The sequence below is a fragment of the Paraburkholderia sp. GAS206C genome (genome assembly GCF_050435645.1).
Taxonomy (GTDB): Bacteria; Pseudomonadota; Gammaproteobacteria; order Burkholderiales; family Burkholderiaceae; genus Paraburkholderia; species Paraburkholderia phenazinium_B.
Genome location: NZ_JBNDKR010000001.1, coordinates 711,820 through 728,444, shown reverse-complemented (window position 1 = coordinate 728,444; position 16,625 = coordinate 711,820). Strand labels below are relative to the sequence as shown.

General features: G+C 61.5%; 17 protein-coding genes. 13 read left to right on the top strand and 4 right to left on the bottom strand.

Going from position 1 to position 16,625, the window contains the following annotated elements; genetic code table 11:
* Window positions 1-221 precede the first annotated feature (221 nt).
* On the bottom strand, window positions 222-1,133 hold the full coding sequence (locus tag P3T20_RS03355; RefSeq protein WP_429286044.1) for a LysR family transcriptional regulator: 912 nt from the start codon (window positions 1,131-1,133) through the stop codon (window positions 222-224).
* Between the two features lie 227 nt (window positions 1,134-1,360).
* Here P3T20_RS03355 and P3T20_RS03350 point away from each other — a divergent pair, with 227 nt between their 5' ends.
* A complete protein-coding gene (locus P3T20_RS03350; protein ID WP_429286043.1) occupies window positions 1,361-2,029 on the top strand; it encodes an RraA family protein in 669 nt (222 codons plus the stop codon).
* Between the two features lie 88 nt (window positions 2,030-2,117).
* On the opposite strand, the gene P3T20_RS03345 is transcribed toward P3T20_RS03350, so the two are convergent.
* The 3 genes from P3T20_RS03345 to P3T20_RS03335 all read right to left on the bottom strand — a co-directional run bounded on the left by P3T20_RS03345 (window position 2,118) and on the right by P3T20_RS03335 (window position 5,783).
* Complete coding sequence (locus P3T20_RS03345; RefSeq protein ID WP_074266235.1) at window positions 2,118-3,155, bottom strand: L-idonate 5-dehydrogenase; 1,038 nt, start codon at window positions 3,153-3,155, stop codon at window positions 2,118-2,120.
* 187 nt (window positions 3,156-3,342) lie between these two features.
* Window positions 3,343-4,416 carry a porin gene (locus P3T20_RS03340; protein WP_083611537.1) on the bottom strand — a complete coding sequence of 358 codons (1,074 nt, stop codon included), beginning with the start codon at window positions 4,414-4,416 and terminating at the stop codon, window positions 3,343-3,345.
* Window positions 4,417-4,574: 158 nt separating this feature from the next.
* Window positions 4,575-5,783 (bottom strand): aspartate transaminase, encoded by a 1,209-nt coding sequence (locus tag P3T20_RS03335; protein WP_429286042.1) that lies wholly within the window; start codon window positions 5,781-5,783, stop codon window positions 4,575-4,577.
* Between the two features lie 283 nt (window positions 5,784-6,066).
* Between P3T20_RS03335 and nac the strand changes: the two genes are divergently transcribed.
* From nac to P3T20_RS03275, 12 genes are all read left to right on the top strand, one after another.
* Complete coding sequence (gene nac, locus P3T20_RS03330; protein ID WP_074266232.1) at window positions 6,067-6,993, top strand: nitrogen assimilation transcriptional regulator NAC; 927 nt, start codon at window positions 6,067-6,069, stop codon at window positions 6,991-6,993.
* Window positions 6,994-7,125: 132 nt separating this feature from the next.
* On the top strand, window positions 7,126-7,593 hold the full coding sequence (gene accB, locus P3T20_RS03325; RefSeq protein ID WP_429286041.1) for an acetyl-CoA carboxylase biotin carboxyl carrier protein: 468 nt from the start codon (window positions 7,126-7,128) through the stop codon (window positions 7,591-7,593).
* Between the two features lie 75 nt (window positions 7,594-7,668).
* Window positions 7,669-9,021, top strand: coding sequence for an acetyl-CoA carboxylase biotin carboxylase subunit (gene accC, locus P3T20_RS03320; protein ID WP_074266230.1), 1,353 nt, complete (start codon window positions 7,669-7,671; stop codon window positions 9,019-9,021).
* Between the two features lie 83 nt (window positions 9,022-9,104).
* Complete coding sequence (gene pxpB, locus P3T20_RS03315; RefSeq protein WP_074269200.1) at window positions 9,105-9,776, top strand: 5-oxoprolinase subunit PxpB; 672 nt, start codon at window positions 9,105-9,107, stop codon at window positions 9,774-9,776.
* Window positions 9,773-10,780, top strand: a complete 1,008-nt coding sequence (locus P3T20_RS03310; protein WP_429286040.1) for a biotin-dependent carboxyltransferase family protein — start codon at window positions 9,773-9,775, stop codon at window positions 10,778-10,780. The genes pxpB and P3T20_RS03310 overlap by 4 nt, the downstream gene beginning before the upstream one ends.
* A gap of 3 nt (window positions 10,781-10,783) precedes the next feature.
* A complete protein-coding gene (locus P3T20_RS03305; RefSeq protein ID WP_429286039.1) occupies window positions 10,784-11,248 on the top strand; it encodes an acetyl-CoA carboxylase biotin carboxyl carrier protein in 465 nt (154 codons plus the stop codon).
* Between the two features lie 34 nt (window positions 11,249-11,282).
* Window positions 11,283-12,050 (top strand): LamB/YcsF family protein, encoded by a 768-nt coding sequence (locus tag P3T20_RS03300; protein ID WP_429286038.1) that lies wholly within the window; start codon window positions 11,283-11,285, stop codon window positions 12,048-12,050.
* Window positions 12,051-12,204: 154 nt separating this feature from the next.
* Window positions 12,205-12,963: an SDR family oxidoreductase gene (locus P3T20_RS03295; protein WP_074266226.1), complete on the top strand. Its 759-nt coding sequence runs from the start codon at window positions 12,205-12,207 to the stop codon at window positions 12,961-12,963.
* A 57-nt stretch (window positions 12,964-13,020) separates the two neighbouring features.
* Window positions 13,021-14,031 carry a 2-hydroxyacid dehydrogenase gene (locus P3T20_RS03290; RefSeq protein WP_429286037.1) on the top strand — a complete coding sequence of 337 codons (1,011 nt, stop codon included), beginning with the start codon at window positions 13,021-13,023 and terminating at the stop codon, window positions 14,029-14,031.
* A 347-nt stretch (window positions 14,032-14,378) separates the two neighbouring features.
* On the top strand, window positions 14,379-15,080 hold the full coding sequence (locus P3T20_RS03285) for an amino acid ABC transporter permease (protein WP_074266224.1): 702 nt from the start codon (window positions 14,379-14,381) through the stop codon (window positions 15,078-15,080).
* A 2-nt stretch (window positions 15,081-15,082) separates the two neighbouring features.
* Window positions 15,083-15,832: an amino acid ABC transporter permease gene (locus P3T20_RS03280; protein ID WP_429286036.1), complete on the top strand. Its 750-nt coding sequence runs from the start codon at window positions 15,083-15,085 to the stop codon at window positions 15,830-15,832.
* Between the two features lie 25 nt (window positions 15,833-15,857).
* A complete protein-coding gene (locus P3T20_RS03275; RefSeq protein WP_074266222.1) occupies window positions 15,858-16,586 on the top strand; it encodes an amino acid ABC transporter ATP-binding protein in 729 nt (242 codons plus the stop codon).
* Window positions 16,587-16,625 lie beyond the last annotated feature (39 nt).

The window sequence follows — 16,625 nt, the reverse complement described above, 5'->3', positions numbered from 1 at the left end:
AGCGGGAACTGCGGGAAGACGTCCGGACATGCGGATGCGACGCGGCATCGCTGCACGTTGCGATTAACTATATGCAATGCCGCAGAGGATCAAGCGTCCGTTATCGGGCTAGAAAAGAAACACTGTTTTGTGCAATACAACAGGAGCTATTGGTGCCGCCACGGAGCGGAAAATCGGCGGTCAAACGTGCTATTGGTAAGGCATACAGAGGAATTGAAGCCCTATGCTGCTGCCAGATCCGTTAGTGTTTCGCGTAGCCACACGAGTGCCGGGTCGACATGGTTACGCGGATGCCACGCCGCGAATAGCGTGAAGCCGCGCGCCTCGAACGGCAGTTCGAACAGATCGAGCCGCTTGTTATGACGCTCCGCAAAGCGCGACGGCAACGTCGAAACGTAGTCCGAATTCACCAGCAATTCGGGCACTAGCGTGAAATGCTGGACCGAGAGTGCGACGGGCCGCGCACGGCCGAGCGCATCGAGATGTTCGTCCATGAAGCCGTAGAAACTGCCGCCACTCGTCGAGACGAGTACATGGTTTAGCGCGCAATACGTATCCAGATCGAGCGACGCCGTGCCTCGTGGATGCCCCTTGCGCTGCACGAAGACGAAACGCTCGTCGAACAGTTTGCGGGCTTTCATCGACGCCGGAATCATCCGTTCGGAACCGAGCAGCAGATCGATCTCGCCACGCTCGAGGCGCTCTGCCGTCGACGGTTGATCGGCCACGACGAACGCAATGCGCACGCCCTGGCCGGCCAGTTCGGGCAGCCGCTCCATCAGCGGCAAACCGAGCACGGAGGTGGCGTTGTCGTTAGCTGCGATGACGAAGCGCCGCACGTCGCTATGCGGATCGAAGGCCGGTTGATGGCGCACCACCACTTCCAGGTTTTTCAAGGCTGCGTGCAACGGCTCCATCAAGGCCAGCGCCCGCGCGCTACGCGTCATGCCGCGGCCGGTTTCGGCGGGGATCAGGAGCGGATCGCCGAAGATCTGCCGCAGCCGCGCGAGTTGCGTCGAGACGGCGGGCTGCGTCAGATGCAGGCGCTCGGCTGCTCGCGTGACGTTGGACTCTGCGAGCAGTGCATCGAGTGACACCAGCAGGTTCAGGTCGATACCGCGTAGATCAATCATGTTGATGGGTCGCCTCCAAGGGATTGATCACAAGAATACGTAGCTGGGCGCTGGAGTTCAAGCGCGCGTTTGCTAATCAGGGCGGCGACGGATCGCGCTTCGCTTCATAAGTGTTCGGTATTGCGGCAGACCGATTTCATCTTGGCGTGCCCGCGGTGGCGAGCATACCGTTACGAGTGCGTGACAGCGTCAAGCGGTTCCCTCTATTCCCGACACGAACATCGACTATGTACAAAGCCATCCGCAAGAACCCCTCGGCTGCTCAGGCCGAAGTCAGCACTCTAAACGCGTTGCGCGACATTCCGGTCTCCGCGCTTAGCGACAACATGCATCGCAACACCGGCAGTGCAGGACTGCATCCTTACCAGCGCCCCGGGAAGAAGACGATGGCCGGCACGGCGGTCACTGTGCGTTCGCGCGGCGGCGATAACCTGACCTATCTGCGTGCGCTCGAGTTTTGCCGCCCAGGCGACGTGCTGGTGGTCGATGCCGGCGGCGACCTCAACAACGCGGTTGTCGGTGGCATCTTGACGTTTTACGCTGCCACGATCGGTCTCTCGGGCGTGGTGATCGACGGCGCGATCCGCGATGTCGCGGAGATTCGTGAGCGGGATTTTCCGGTCTATGCGCGCGGTGTCACACACCGCGGACCGTATAAGGACGGTCCGGGCGAGATCAATGTGCCGGTATGTGTGGGCGGCATGGTCGTTAACCCGGGCGACATTGTCGTCGGCGATCAGGACGGCTTGCTGGCCATTCCTCAGGAAGACGCAAGGTTTGTCATCGAGAAGGCGCTCGCCGTGCTGGAAGCGGAGGCCGAAACGATGCGTGCGATGAGAGAAGGTCGTTGGGACCGGGCGTTCATTGACGCGCTGGAAGCGCGCTGCAATAACTAAGGCCCGAAGTTTGGGCAGGCTTTGAGTTGTTTGCGACGGTTATGCCTCACACGCTAACCGTCGCGATCCAACTACTGGCAACAAAACGTCATTCGAAATTGACCAGCACCTTCATCGATTTCGACCGGTCGCCAGCGGCTTTAAATGCCGCGATCGAATCCCGATACGAAAACACGCCGGAGATCAGCGGCTTGACGTCGATCAGGCCTTTGTTCAGCAGCTCCACTGCTACCGCGAACTCTTCGTGAAAGCGAAATGCCCCGCGCAATTCGAATTCTTTGGCGACGACCACGTTCATCGGCAAGCTGACTTCACCGCCGCCGAGGCCGACCTGAACAACGATGCCGCGCGGACGCAGCACGTCGAACGCGCTGCGCAATGCAGCGGCGTTTCCGCTTGCCTCGAACAGGACATCGAAGCTTCCCTTGTTGGCCGAGAAGGGCACAAGAGCGTCGGCTTGCTCGGCGACGTTGAGCGCGACATCTGCGCCCACCTGGAGTGCGCTTTGCAGCGGCAGCGGGCTCACATCGGTCGCAACAATGTGCGCTGCGCCCGCGCGGCGGGCAGCCGCTACGATCAACGCGCCAATCGGTCCACATCCCGTAACGAGCACGCGCTTGCCGAGCAACGGTCCTGCGCGGCGCACCGCGTGCAGTGCGACGGACAGCGGTTCTGCCATCGCGGCTTCTTCGTCAGTCAGGGTGTCTGCAACGACATGAGCCTGTGAGCGATCGATGACGATTTCCTGGCGGAACGCGCCTTGCACATGCGGCGTGCGCATTGCGCTGCCGTAGTAGCGCATATCCAGGCAATGGTTCTGCAGGCCTTGCTGACAGTATTGGCAGAGTCCACACGGCCGGCTCGGGCTGATCGAGATGCGTGTGCCAACCGGCATATCGGTGACGGCCGAACCCGTGCGGGCTACGACGCCCGACACCTCGTGGCCGAGCACCATCGGCTCCTTGATGCGCACGGTCCCGAAGCCGCCGTGATTGAAGTAATGCAGATCGGAACCGCAGATGCCGCCAGCTCGAACGCGTATGAGCAGCTGGTCAGCGTCGGGTTCGGGAGTCGGAACGTCCTCGATGCGTAAATCCAGCGGGGCGTGAATGACGAGTGCGTGCATGGAAAGGTCTCGGTCAGCGAATCGGGAGATTCGGGTGAATGATCAACCTATACCTTAGGCCTGTGCGATGCAAGCGACCAAGAGCGATTTTGTCTGGGCCAATCGGCACAGCTTATGGTTGTTGATTTGCGATGCCGGGTCTGCTTCGGCTGACGAGGCGCGAAGCAGACCTCTGGTTCAGTAGGTTTTAGAACTTGTGACGCAGGCCGATATCCGCCTCGAACAGCGAGTTATGGCCGTAGAACGGTTGGTTGGAACCCGAAGCCGCAGCCAGCGTGACCCATGCGCCGGTCAGATGGTTGTAGTCGGCGCCGATATAGATGTCCGTGCTCTTGCTCAGGAAGTAATCGAACGTCGGGCCACCGGTAATGCGCGTACCGCTCTCGCCGGCGTGGTGAACGAAGTCGACATAGAGCGGCAGGTCGAGAACGAAGGCCGGTGTGATGTAGTACTGAAGAGCTGTGGAGAACGAGTCGTTACGGTAGTCCGCCGGATAGACGTGGCTGAAGATGTATGAGGCAAAGACTTTGGCCGAACCGAACTTGTACGTTGCGCCGGCCGTGAAGACCTTTTGCGAGCTGTCCGGAATCGTGAGGCCAAAGTAGGTGCTGCCGTACTCGGTCGTGGCGGGCGTCAGGCCGCCAATGTCGTTGATCACCTGATAGGCCGCCCCGACGCTCAACGGACCGTTGTCGTACGAAAGAGCGAATGCGGGCGACGAATACTGATGGAAATTGCCGGCGGTCTGGCCGAATGTATAGGAACCCTTAGCGGTAATGCCGGCAATAGTCGGCGACGTGTATCGCACCGAGTTGTCCAGACGTCCGCCGCCGGTTTCGCCCGCTCCCTGGAAGCCGACCGTGCCGGTGTAATTGGCGAACGCATAGATGTCGTGCGTCCAGCCCATTTCGTGGACCAGCGTGTATTGGCGGCCCGCTGTGATCGTGCCGTAGTTGGTGGTGAGCCCGACGAGAGCCGTGCGGCCGAACAGACGCGCCGTGCCGTTCGGCTCCGATTGCTGCGTCGCACCGGTGTTCGGCGTAAAGCCGCCTTCCAACTGGAAGATTGCGGCCATGCCGCCACCGAGATCTTCCGTTCCCTGCAAGCCCCAGCGGCTACCTTGAATTTCGCCGCCGCTGCCCATCGTGAAAAGACTGCCGCTGCCGGTCTTCGTCTGATGATTGTCGTAACGCACCGCTTCATCAATGATGCCGTACAGCGTGACGCTCGACTGCGCATACGCGGTTCCAGATACTGCCAATCCAACTCCAATCAGTACACCTAATGTATTCTTTTTCACGAGAAGATCCCCTTGCAGTTTGAAGAAAACGGAAATTACAGTTCAACTGCCGCATCCAGACAGTGCGGCATGTCTTTATCTGAGAATGCGGCGCGATATTTCGCGCCGCATCTTTGCCCTCAATCCAAGGCAGCTACGGCCGCCGCGATCTTTTTGCAGCCTTCGTCGATGGTTTCGACGCTGGTGGCGATCGACATCCGGAAGAAGGGGGAGACCCCATAGGCCGAGCCCGCTACCAGCGCAACCCCTGCGTGTTCGAGCAGGTAGAGCACGGCATCGGCGTCGCCTTCGAGGCGTTTTCCCTGCGGGGTGGTGCGGCCGATCATGCCGCCGCAATTCACATACAGATAGAAAGCGCCACCCGGCGTGCGGCAACTGATGCCCGGAATTGCGTTGAGTGCTGCCAGCGCGTGGTCGCGCCGTTCGCGATAGACACGCACCGAACGGGTGACGAAGCTTTGGTCGCCGGTCAGCGCGGCAAGCGCGGCAGCCTGGCTGATCGAGCTCGCGTTGCTGGTCGACTGGGACTGGAGCGTGTCCATAGCGCCGATCAGGTCGGCCGGACCGGCTGCATAACCGATACGCCAGCCGGTCATCGCGTAGGTTTTGGACACGCCGTTGACCACCAGGGTCCGATCCATCAACAGAGGCTCGACTGAGAGCAGATGCTGAAGCGCCTCGCCGTCGAAGCGAATGTGCTCGTAGATATCGTCCAGCATGACGAGCACACGTGGATGACGCAGCAGCACGTCGGCCAGTGCGCGCAGCTCGCCGGCCGTATAGGTCGCGCCGGTCGGATTGGTCGGCGAATTGATGATCAGCCAGCGTGTACGTGGGGTGATCGCGGCTTCGAGGGTCGCAGGCGTCAGCTTGAAACCATCGTCCTCGGTGCATGGCACTACGACGGGTACGCCGTCACAGGCCAGCGCCATGTCCGGATAAGACACCCAGTAAGGCGCGGGAATCAGCACTTCATCGCCTTCTTCGACGGTGATGGCGAGGGCGTTGAAGATTGCGTGCTTGGCGCCGCACGTGACGATGACGTGCTTCGGATCATACGAAAGCCCGTTCTCGCGCTTGAGCTTGTCGGCGATAGCGGCGCGCAGTGCAGGTGTGCCCGCGGTTTGCGTATAGCGTGTTTCACCGCGCTCCATCGCTTCGAATGCGGCACGACGGATATGTTCGGGCGTATCGAAGTCGGGTTCGCCAACGACCAGATTGACGATCGTTTTGCCCTGACGCCGCAGTTCGGCGGCACGATCCGCCGCGGCACTGCTAGGCGACGGCTTGATGCGCTGGACACGGGCGGCGATGCGCGATGCACTCACACTGGACTCCTGGATGGGGGTTTAATGAGGCCTAACAGTAAGCGCGCAGAAAAGATGTCGCTAAGATGTCTTTCCGCTGGCGTAATAACATCCACTTATGACGGGACGAGCTGCGCACTGCACACGCATCGCAGCAATTAGTACTTCCCGCAATCGCTGCTGCCGGGGGCAATGCGCCACATCTGTCGCGTCGTCGGCACACGGGTTTTTTGAGGGCTGTGCGTCGAACAGCGCTTGCCCTATGATTGCTGCAATCCCTTAACCGACCACGGATGCAATCAGCGTGAACCTGCGGCGTTTGAAGTACTTCGTGAAGATTGTCGATATCGGCAGCCTGACCCAGGCGTCCGAAGTGCTGCATATCGCCCAGCCCGCGCTGAGCCAGCAACTGATCACGCTCGAAGACGAGTTTCAGCAGCAACTGCTGGTGCGCACGAAGCGCGGCGTGACGCCGACCGAAGCGGGCGCCACCCTTTACCGTCACGCGCAACTGATCCTGCGGCAGTATGAGCAGGCGCAGGCGGACGTGAAGAGCGCCGGGCAAACCTTGTCAGGCCAGGTGTCCGTGGGTCTCGCGCCGGGCACGGGGGCGTCGGCCCTGTCCTTGCCGTTGTTGCGCACGGTGCGCGCCCGCCATCCGGACATCCTTCTGTATATCAACGAGAACTTTGGCACCACGCTTAGCGAACTGATCATGAACGGGCGGATGGACATGGCCGTCCTGTATGGCGACAAGCCGGTCCACGGCCTGTCGTTCCAGCTTCTGATGAACGAGGAGCTGTTCCTCGTCGCGCCGCGCAGTATGGGCATCACGCAGGAGCAGATCAACGTGACGGCCCTGCGCGATGTGCCCTTGCTGCTGCCGCGGCCCTATAACTATCTGCGCAAGTACGTGGACGAGGGCTTCGCGCGTGTCCAGATGATCCCCAAGGTGGTGGCCGAGATCGAATCGGCGTCGACGCTTTCGGCCGCCGTGGGCGCCGGCATCGGCGCCACGATCCTGCCGGACTCCACCGCGCGGGTCGTCGCGGCGGCGGGCGATATCGTCCAGTGCCGCATCGTTTCGCCGGTCATCAAGATCCCCCTCTCGGTCTGCCTGTCGGACCACCTTCCCCTTTCCGAGCCCGCCGCGGCCGTCAAGGACATCCTGCTGGAACTGGCGGGAGACCTTGCGCTCGACGTGCGTTCGGAGGCCGGCGCCGATACATAAGCGCGCCTTATCGCTACAAACCCAAACCGTCTTGGCGCATTTTTTATGCGCCAGGTACATTGAGTCCAGCGTAGATCGTCCAGCTTGAATGGAGCCGGATCGACTAGCCTTAACCAGGCCACGGACTCAGAAATGGATCTTCAGAAGATTAAGGGTCTCATTGACCTGCTGGCCGAATCGCGCCTTGCCGAACTCGAACTGATCGAGGGCGACGAGAAGATTCGGCTTGTTAAAACACATCGGCGCGCGACGTCCGATGCGAGCGAGGACATCCCTCGCGCCGCGCGTTCGACCCCCGCCGAGGAAGCGGTGCAGGCCGTCCCACCGGTCGCCGCTTCCACCACAGTGGATGTCACGGCGAGCGAGCCCCAGCTGGTCTGCGCTCCGATGTTCGGCATCGTTCATCTAACGCCGGCGCCCGGGGAGCCACCCTTCGTAGGCGTAGGCGATGCCGTTGAAGAAGGGCAGGCGCTCTGCACGATCGAAGCGATGAAGATGTTTAACGCGATCGAATCCGAGTTCAAGGGCAACGTCATCGAGATTCTCGTCAAGCCGGGTGACGAGGTGGAAGCCGGCCAGCCGCTGTTTCGCATCGGATGATGGCCATGCGTACGAATCCATCGATGAATTGCCGCTCCGTTGTGGCGACGTGCCATTTCTTCCGGTCGGGCGACGATGTTTAACAAGGTATTGATTGCCAACCGCGGCGAGATCGCACTCCGAATCCAACGGGCGTGCCGTGAGCTGGGGCTCAAGACGGTCGCGATCTATTCGGAAGCCGATGCGGACGCACGTTACGTGCGGCTGGCCGACGAGGCGTTGTGCATCGGTCCCGCCGCGCCTGGGCAAAGCTATCTGAACCGTGGCGCGATCCTGTTTGCCGCGCATGTCAGCGGTGCGCAGGCCGTTCATCCCGGCTACGGCTTTCTTTCGGAAAACGCCGACTTCGCCGAAGAAGTCGAAGCGGCAGGGCTGAGTTTCATCGGTCCGGAACCGCGCTCCATCCGGACGATGGGCGACAAGGTCGCGGCCAAGCGCGCCATGCGCGCAGCGGGTGTGCCCTGCGTTCCAGGCCCGGACGGCGGCTTGCCCGATGATCCCGCAGCGATCCTTAAGGTCGCCGAAGCGATCGGCTTTCCCGTTATCGTCAAGGCGGCCGGGGGCGGCGGCGGGCGCGGGATGCGGGTGGTGCAGAGTGCCGGGCAGTTGCTGGAAGCGGTCTCGGTGACGCGCGAGGAAGCGCGCCGCGCTTTCGGCAAGCCCGAACTGTACGTCGAGAAGTTTCTCGAGCATCCGCGCCACGTCGAGATTCAGGTCCTGTGCGACACCCATGGCAATGCGCTGTGGCTCGGTTCGCGTGACTGTTCGCTGCAGCGGCGTCATCAGAAGGTACTGGAAGAAGCACCGGCGCCAGGCATCGATCCGGGGCTGATCAGGCAGGTCGGCGAGCGCTGCGTGGAGGCATGCCGGCAGACCCGCTACCGCGGCGCGGGCACGTTCGAATTCCTGTTCGAGAACGGCGAGTTTTACTTCATCGAAATGAACACGCGCCTGCAGGTCGAACATCCGGTGACAGAGATGACCTCCAGCATCGACATCGTCAAGGAACAGATTCGCATTGCGCAGGGCCATGCGCTGACGATCCGGCAATCGGACATCCGCACCAATGGTCATTCGCTCGAATGCCGTATCAACGCCGAGGACCCTTTCACTTTCTTGCCGTGTCCCGGCAAGATCACAGCGTGGGAATTGCCGGGAGGAAACGGCGTGCGGATCGATTCGCACATGAGCAGCGGCGTCGTGGTGCCGCCGTATTACGACTCGCTGATCGGCAAGCTCATCACCTACGGCGCGAGCCGCGAGGAAGCCCTGGTGCGCATGCGTCTCGCACTCTCGGAGATGCGCATCGAAGGCATTCGTACTAATGTGCAGTTGCATCAGGCCATACTTGAGGACGAGGGTTTTTGTGCGGGCGGCGTCGATATTCACCATCTGGAACGCTGGCTTGCAAACAGGAAACCGACATGACGTGCATCATCGAACATGCATCGATCGCGTACGCCGGCACGGCCGGACAGATGCGACTGGATTCAGAAAGGACCGCCCACGCGATGAAACAGGACGATTCGGACCCTCCGCTTTGCATCAGCATGCTGGGCACGACGGCGATGCTCTTCGAAGCGCCCGGCGCGCTCGATCTGCGTGCGCAACGCCGCATCTGGACGCTGGCGCGCGAGGTCGAATCGTGGCCGGGCGTGCGTGAGGCGGTGCCGGGCGTGACCAATCTGATGCTGACGTTCTCCACGCCGCCTGCCGATCCGGGCTCGCTCGACGCCGCTTTGCGCGACGCGTGGGCCGCGGCGGGCGAACTGCAGATTGAAGGCAAAGTGGTGGAGCTGCCGGTGGAATACGGTGGCGAGTTCGGGCCGCATCTGCACGACGTGGTGGCCCACACCGGCTTGTCCGTGGATGAGGTCGTGCAGTTGCATTGCGCGCCGCTCTATACCGTCTTCGCACTCGGCAGCCACCCAGGCTACTGCTACCTCGGCGGCATGGATCCGCGTATTGCCACGCCGCGCCGCAAGGTGCCCGTGCTTGGTCTGCCAGGGGGCGCTGTGTCGATCGGCGGCGTGCAGACGGGCGTTTCGGCCTCCACAGGGCCCAGCGGTTGGAATACCATCGGCCATACCTCGATGTCCTTCTTCGATCCGATGCGCGACAATCCGGCTACCCTGGCGCCCGGCGACATGATTCGTTTTCGCGTCGAGAGGATCGTCTCATGATCGAGATCCTGTCTTCCTCAGCACTTGCCACGGTGCAGGACCAGGGGCGTGAGGGTTATCTGCGCTACGGTGTCGGCACGGCCGGCGCGATGGACCGGTTGGCGCTCTCGGTCGGCAACCTCCTGCTCGGCAATCCCGAGGACGCGGCGGGCATCGAAATTCCGATGTTTCCGTTCCGCATTCGCTTCCTTGAAGACACCGCTTTCGCGATCACCGGCGCCGATTGCGCCGCGCGTCTGGGCGAGCGTTCGGTGCTCCCCTGGTGGACCGCGCAGGCAAGCAAAGGCGACGTCCTGACGATCGGCGTACCGGCAAGCGGCACGCGCTGCTATCTGTCGCTCGCAGGGGGTGTCGATGTGCCCGTCGTGCTCGGTTCGCGCAGCACGCAGTTGCGCGGGCAGTTCGGCGGCTACAACGGGCGCCAGTTGCAGAAAGGCGATGTGGTGCAGGCTGTCGGCCTCGAGCAGGCTGCGCCGCTATATGAGCTGGCCCACGAAGCCGGGTTCGGCACCGTGCCGCCTGAGTTTTCGATACCCCGTCCGCTGGCCGTCCCTGAGGCCGAGGCGACCGAAACGGTGGTGCGTGTGCTGCCCGCCGCCGAATACGACTGCTACCAGCCGGAATCGCTCGCTGCGTTCTGGAGCGAAGGATGGAAGGTGACGCCGCAGAGCGACCGCTACGGCTACCGCCTTGCAGGTCCGACGTTGAGCGCGGTGCGTGTAATCGAAAAGCGCTCGCACGGCATCGTGCCCGGCGTGATTCAGGTGCCCCACAACGGTCAGCCGATCATCCAGTTGCGCGACGCGCAGCCGTCGGGCGGTTACCCGAAGATCGGCACCGTGATCGAAGCAGACCTGTGGCGGCTCGCGCAGGCTCGCATCGGAACGAAGCTCCGTTTTGTGCGGACCACCTATCCTGAAGCGGTGGCCGCACTCGAAGACGTGGAGCGCTATCTCGCCAAGGTTCGCAACCTGGTCGACCTTTTTCGCGGTTCCAGACACTGAAACATGACACACAAAATCGAAGTACAGGTCAGCGAACTTCGGCAGATCACCTCGTGGCTGACTGAGGTCGATATCGAATTCGTCGAGATCAGCAGGCCTGGAACGACTATTCGGCTAACCGCAGAGGCCCAGCAGCGTGGTGCCTTGCACGAATCGCCGCTGCCGGCGGTGCCGGGCGGAGGCACCGCTGCAGCGGCCCATGTGCTGGAAGGTGCGCAAAAGCAGGTGACTACGGTGACGGCCAGTTCGGTGGGGATTTTTCTGGCCGCACATCCGGCGCGCACCACGCCGTTCGTCAGCATCGATGGTCACGTCGCGCGGGGCGATATTGTCGGGCTGCTGCAGATTGCTCAGTTGTGCGTGCCAGTTCTCGCGCCGGTCGACGGTCGTGTCCTGCGGGTACTTGCGACGCATGGCGATAAGGTGGGTTACGGAACGCCGTTGTTCGTGCTGGCAGCTTCGGCATAGGGGTAAATCGGGATCAGACAATGGAGAGTGAAGAGTGGAAATCGACCTGAACGCCGACCTCGGCGAAGGCTTCGGCCCGTACACCATGGGCGAGGATGAAGCGATGCTCGATATCGTCTCGTCCGCCAACGTGGCCTGCGGCTACCATGCAGGCGATCCGGTCATCATGGACAAGACGGTCCGCATGGCACTCGCGCGGCAGATCGAGATTGGCGCGCATGTCGGCTTTCCCGATCTGCTGGGCTTCGGCCGGCGGCAGATTCAGGCCGATCCGCTGGAACTGGCCAAGTACGTGCTCTATCAGATGGGGGCATTGGCCGGGATCGCGAAGGCAGCGGGGCACCGCGTCACGCACATGAGCTTTCACGGTGCGCTCGGCAACATGGCTGCTGCGTCGTACGAACTGGCCGAGCCGCTGGTGCGGGCGGTGGCCGAGTTCGATCGTGACCTCATCATCAGCGTCTCGACCAACACGGAAATCGAGCGTGCCGCCGACAGGGTAGGCATCCGCACGGCCAACACTTTCCTCGCCGATCGCGCTTACGACGATCAGGGCGCGCTCGTCTCGCGCAAGCTGGAAGGCGCCGTGATCAAGGATCGCGCCGCGGTGCTTGCGCGCGTCAAGGAACTGCTTGAAGACGGGACGATTACGACGGTCACGGGCGGCAAGCTCAAGGTCGCAGTGCAGTCGATTCTGTTGCACGGCGATACGCCAGGCGCCGTCGAACTCGCACGCACGGTGCGCGCGGGAATCGAAGCGGCGGGTGGACGGGTCGTGCCGGTATCGAAGCTGGTGCGCTGAACAGTGCGCAAGCCGATCTGGCGCGTCATAAGGTCGACTTATCCCTACAAATCCATTTCGTCTTGGCGTGCGGTTTTCACGCCGTATACATTGAATCTCAAGGTTGCCGTCATTCGAACCGCGATAGATTCAGAACCACAAATAGAGGTAATTCATGCCGTTTTCAGACTATAAAACCGCGCTGGTGACTGGTGCTTCTACCGGAATGGGTGCGGCAATCGTCGAGCGCTTTTGCCGGGAAGGACTCGAGGTTCATGCGCTTGCACGCAACGCGGATCGTCTGAATGAACTGGCCGAGCGCACCGGGTGCATTCCGCATGCGATCGACGTCTCCGATCTGCCTGCCGTGACGAAGCTGACGCAAGAAGTGCCGTTCGATATCGTCGTGAACAATGCCGGCGTGTCGCGCAAAGGCTCGATTCTGGATGCGAATGTCGAAGACATCGACGTGCAGGTGGAAGTGAACCTGCAAGCAGTGCTGCACATTGTGCGTCTCACCATGCCGGGCATGGTGGCGCGCGACCGCGGTCATATCGTCAACATCAGCTCGATTGCGGCCATCTACAACTTCAACGGCAACTCGATCTATCACGCGACCAAGGCGGGTATTCATGCGCTGTCGCGTCAGTTGCGGGTGGATGCCACTGGCAAGCGGGTGCGTATCACCGAGATCTGTCCAGGCCGCGTTGCGACCGATATCTTTGGCCACGTGCATGGCGATATCGAAGAAGCACGCAAGAAGTTCATCGACGGATTCGAATTGCCGCTCCCGTCCGATATCGCCGACGCGATTGCGTTCGCGATCGCCGCGCCACTGGCCGTCAACATCAGCAACATGGAAATTTTGCCGACGCTGCAGGTGCCCGGCGGCCTGACGACGATCAAGCGTGAGCCTGTTGATCACGCAGATTGATCGAACGCGTCCGGCATGCGCAAGAACATCATCTGAATCCAACCAAGGAGCTGTCCCATGCGAGCATCGGTCCTCGTTACCCGTGCGTCGTTTCCCGACATCGTTGATCGTCTGCGGGTGCATTTTGATGTGACCGATAACCCTGATGACACCGTCTGGACCCAACCCGAACTCATCGCGCACCTGCAAGGCAAAACGGCCGCGGTGACGGCGGGCAGCGACCGGATCGACGCTACCCTGCTCGACGCCTGTCCGCAGTTGCGGGCCGTCTGCAATATCGGCGTGGGTTACAACAACGTCGACGTCGACGCTTGTACGGCACGTGGCGTACTGGTCACGAACACGCCGGACGTCCTCACCGGCACGACCGCCGACTTCGGCTTCGCGCTGATGATGGCAGCCGCGCGGCGCATCACGGAGTCGGAGCGCTTTCTGCGCCGCGGCGAATGGATCAAGACGGGGCGTTACGACATGTTCGTCGGCGGCGATGTGCATGGCGCGACCCTGGGGATTCTCGGCATGGGCCGTATCGGCCAGGCCATCGCGCGACGTGGCGCCCTGGGCTTCGGCATGCAGGTGATCTATCACAACCGCTCGCCGCTCGCGCCTGAAGTCGAGGCAAGTTGCCAGGCGCGTTACGTCGACAAGGACACGCTGCTGCGCGAATCCGATCACCTGATCATCGTCGTGCCGTATTCGGCGAGTTCGCATCACGCTATCGGCGCGGCGCAGCTCAAGCAGATGAAGTCGTCGGCGACGCTGACCAATATCGCACGCGGCGGCGTGGTCGACGATGCCGCGCTGGCGGTTGCGTTGGCCGAGGGCAGCATCGCAGCGGCAGGCCTTGATGTCTTCGAGGGCGAGCCGGCGCTGAATCCCGCACTGCTCGAGTTGAGCAATGTGGTTCTGACGCCGCATATCGGCAGTGCCTCGGTCGCCACCCGGCGGGCCATGGCGGCGCTTTGTGTAGACAATCTGATCGCCGCACTCGGACTGGGTAATACGCCGGGCAAGCCGCCCACCCCGATCAATCCGCAAGTGCTGACGCACGCGGCGGCCACCGTCTGAGCGTGCCGTAACGCGACACAGGCGGCACTGGCCTGCGCGTTTGAGTGTTACGCGCTTTTGCCTCGCCGCAAAAGCGCGCTTAAAAAAGCAGGGTGGCTGGAAACGCCCCCTGTCTTGGAGACAAAAGTCATGCAAAGCCCGGTCCCTCAGGCTGTCCGCCGGTCGTCACCCGCATCATTCGCGAAACTTATTGCGCCAGAAGAAAGGCCTCTGCAAGGGTCTATTTTCGCGAGCTAGTATGAATTCAACGTGGGAGCAGACGGCATTTCCGCTTTCAAAGACGATGTGACTGCTGATCATGCAATGCAGCGAACATCGGTCCGAACCGAATCATTGGGGCGTGCAATATGAAACTTCATTTTGATCTGGCGACGGTGCTGCAAGGCGACTACGGCGCGCTCTTCCTGCACGGTGTCGAACTCACACTCGCGATGGCCGTATTGGCGTGGCTTCTCTCGCTGGTGGTGGGGATTCTGCTGACGTTGATCCGCCTGACCAACAATCGTGCCGCGACTGCCTTCGTGTCAGCGTTCGTGGCCTACCACCGCAACGTGCCGATGCTGGTCCAGATCCTGTTCTGGTACTTCGGCATTTCGAATGTCTTGCCGCAAGGTTTGCAGGATCTGCTGAACCAGTACAACGGCCAGTTCGTGTTTGCCGTGATTGCGATCGGCCTGTGCAGCGCGGCTTACCTCTCCGAAGATATTCGCAGCGGCCTGCGTGCCATTCCTTATGGCCAGTACGAAGCCTCCCGTGCGTTGGGCCTGAATTTTGTCAGCGGCCTGCGCTACGTCGTTCTGCCCCAGGCCCTGCGCAATGCCATTCCGCCGATGGTCAACCACGCCGTCCTGCTGTTCAAAAACACGAGTCTTGCGATGGCAATCGGAGCGGCCGAGCTGACCTACGTCACCCGGCAGATTGAAAACGAAACGTTCCTCTCCTTCGAGTCGTATTTTGTCGCGACGGTGGTCTACCTCACGATCTCGCTCGTCATCATGCTGGCGGGAGCGAAGCTCGCGACGCACTACCGCATTCCGGGAGTGAAGTGATCATGTTGCAGATCCTGCGCGACAACTGGACGCTGCTGCTGATCGGGCAGTATCCGCATGGCCCGCTGGGCGGCATCGTCCTGACGATACTGCTGTCGCTGTCGGCACTCGTCATTGCCTTTCCGCTGGGCATCCTCGTGGCACTTGCGCGGATCAGTCCGTTCCCGCTTCTTCGCGCGCCGGCTACGGGCCTGGTCTATATGGTGCGCGGCATCCCGTTGTTGATGGTGATCTTCTGGGTGTACTTTCTCGTGCCCGTGCTGACCGGCTATCCGGTCACGGGCTTCGTGACGATGCTGTGCGCCCTGGTGGTCTACGACTCGGCGTATCTGGGCGAAATCATCCGTGCCGGTATCGAGGCGCTTCCGAAAGGCCAGGTCGAAGCATCGCGCGCGCTCGGCATGAGCTACCTGGGGACGATGCGCGCGATCATCCTGCCGCAGGCGCTTTATAACGTACTGCCAAGCATGGTCACGCAGTTCGTTTCGACGGTGAAGGAAACTTCGCTCGGCTACATCATCAACGTCCAGGAAATCTCGTTCGCGGCCGACCAGATCAACAACCGGCTGCTGACGAAACCGTTCTCCGTGTATCTGATTCTCGCGCTGAGCTACTTCGTGCTGTGTTATGCGCTGACGCGCTTCGCGCGCCATCTGGAGCGCCGCGTGACGAAGAAGCGGGCGGGTTCGACTGCGAGGAACAGCAAGGTGGCCTCGGCCTCTCTGCCTGATCCGCTGCCTAGCGAGAACTAGGCGTCCCACTATCCAAGGAATTCGCATGATCAAGTTTTCCAGCGTCAACAAATGGTACGGCGAATATCACGCACTCGTGGATGTGAACGCCGAGGTTCGCAAGGGCGAAGTGGTCGTCGTGTGCGGACCGTCCGGCTCCGGCAAATCGACGCTGATTCGCACGGTCAACCGGCTCGAGGAAATCGATCGCGGACAGATTTCGTTCGATGGCCAGAATATTCACGACCGGAAGCTCAGTCTGAATGCTTATCGAAGCCGCATCGGCTTCGTGTTTCAGCAGTTCAACCTGTTTCCGCATCTGTCGGTGCTGGAGAACATCACGCTCTCGCCGATGCGTGTAAACGGTCTGAAGCGCGCGAACGCCGAGCGTAAGGCGGCCGATCTTCTGGCACGCGTGGGACTGTCCAACAAGGCGAGCGCCTATCCGCCGCAACTCTCGGGTGGCCAGCAGCAGCGCGTGGCGATTGCCCGTGCGCTGGCAATGGACCCTCCTGCGATGCTGTTCGACGAACCGACCAGCGCGCTCGACCCGGAGATGGTGGGTGAAGTCCTGAACGTAATGAAGAGTCTGGCCCAGGAAGGCATGACGATGATGTGCGTCACCCACGAGATGGGTTTCGCGCGCGAAGTGGCCGACCGGGTCTGGTTCATGGATGCCGGCAAGATTCTGGAGACGGCGCCGCCCGAAGAGTTCTTTTCACGCCCGCAGCATGCGCGTGCGCAGCGATTCCTGTCCGATCTGCGTACGCATTGACGATTCGATGTAGACATCTTGTACCACCTGGCTGATCGA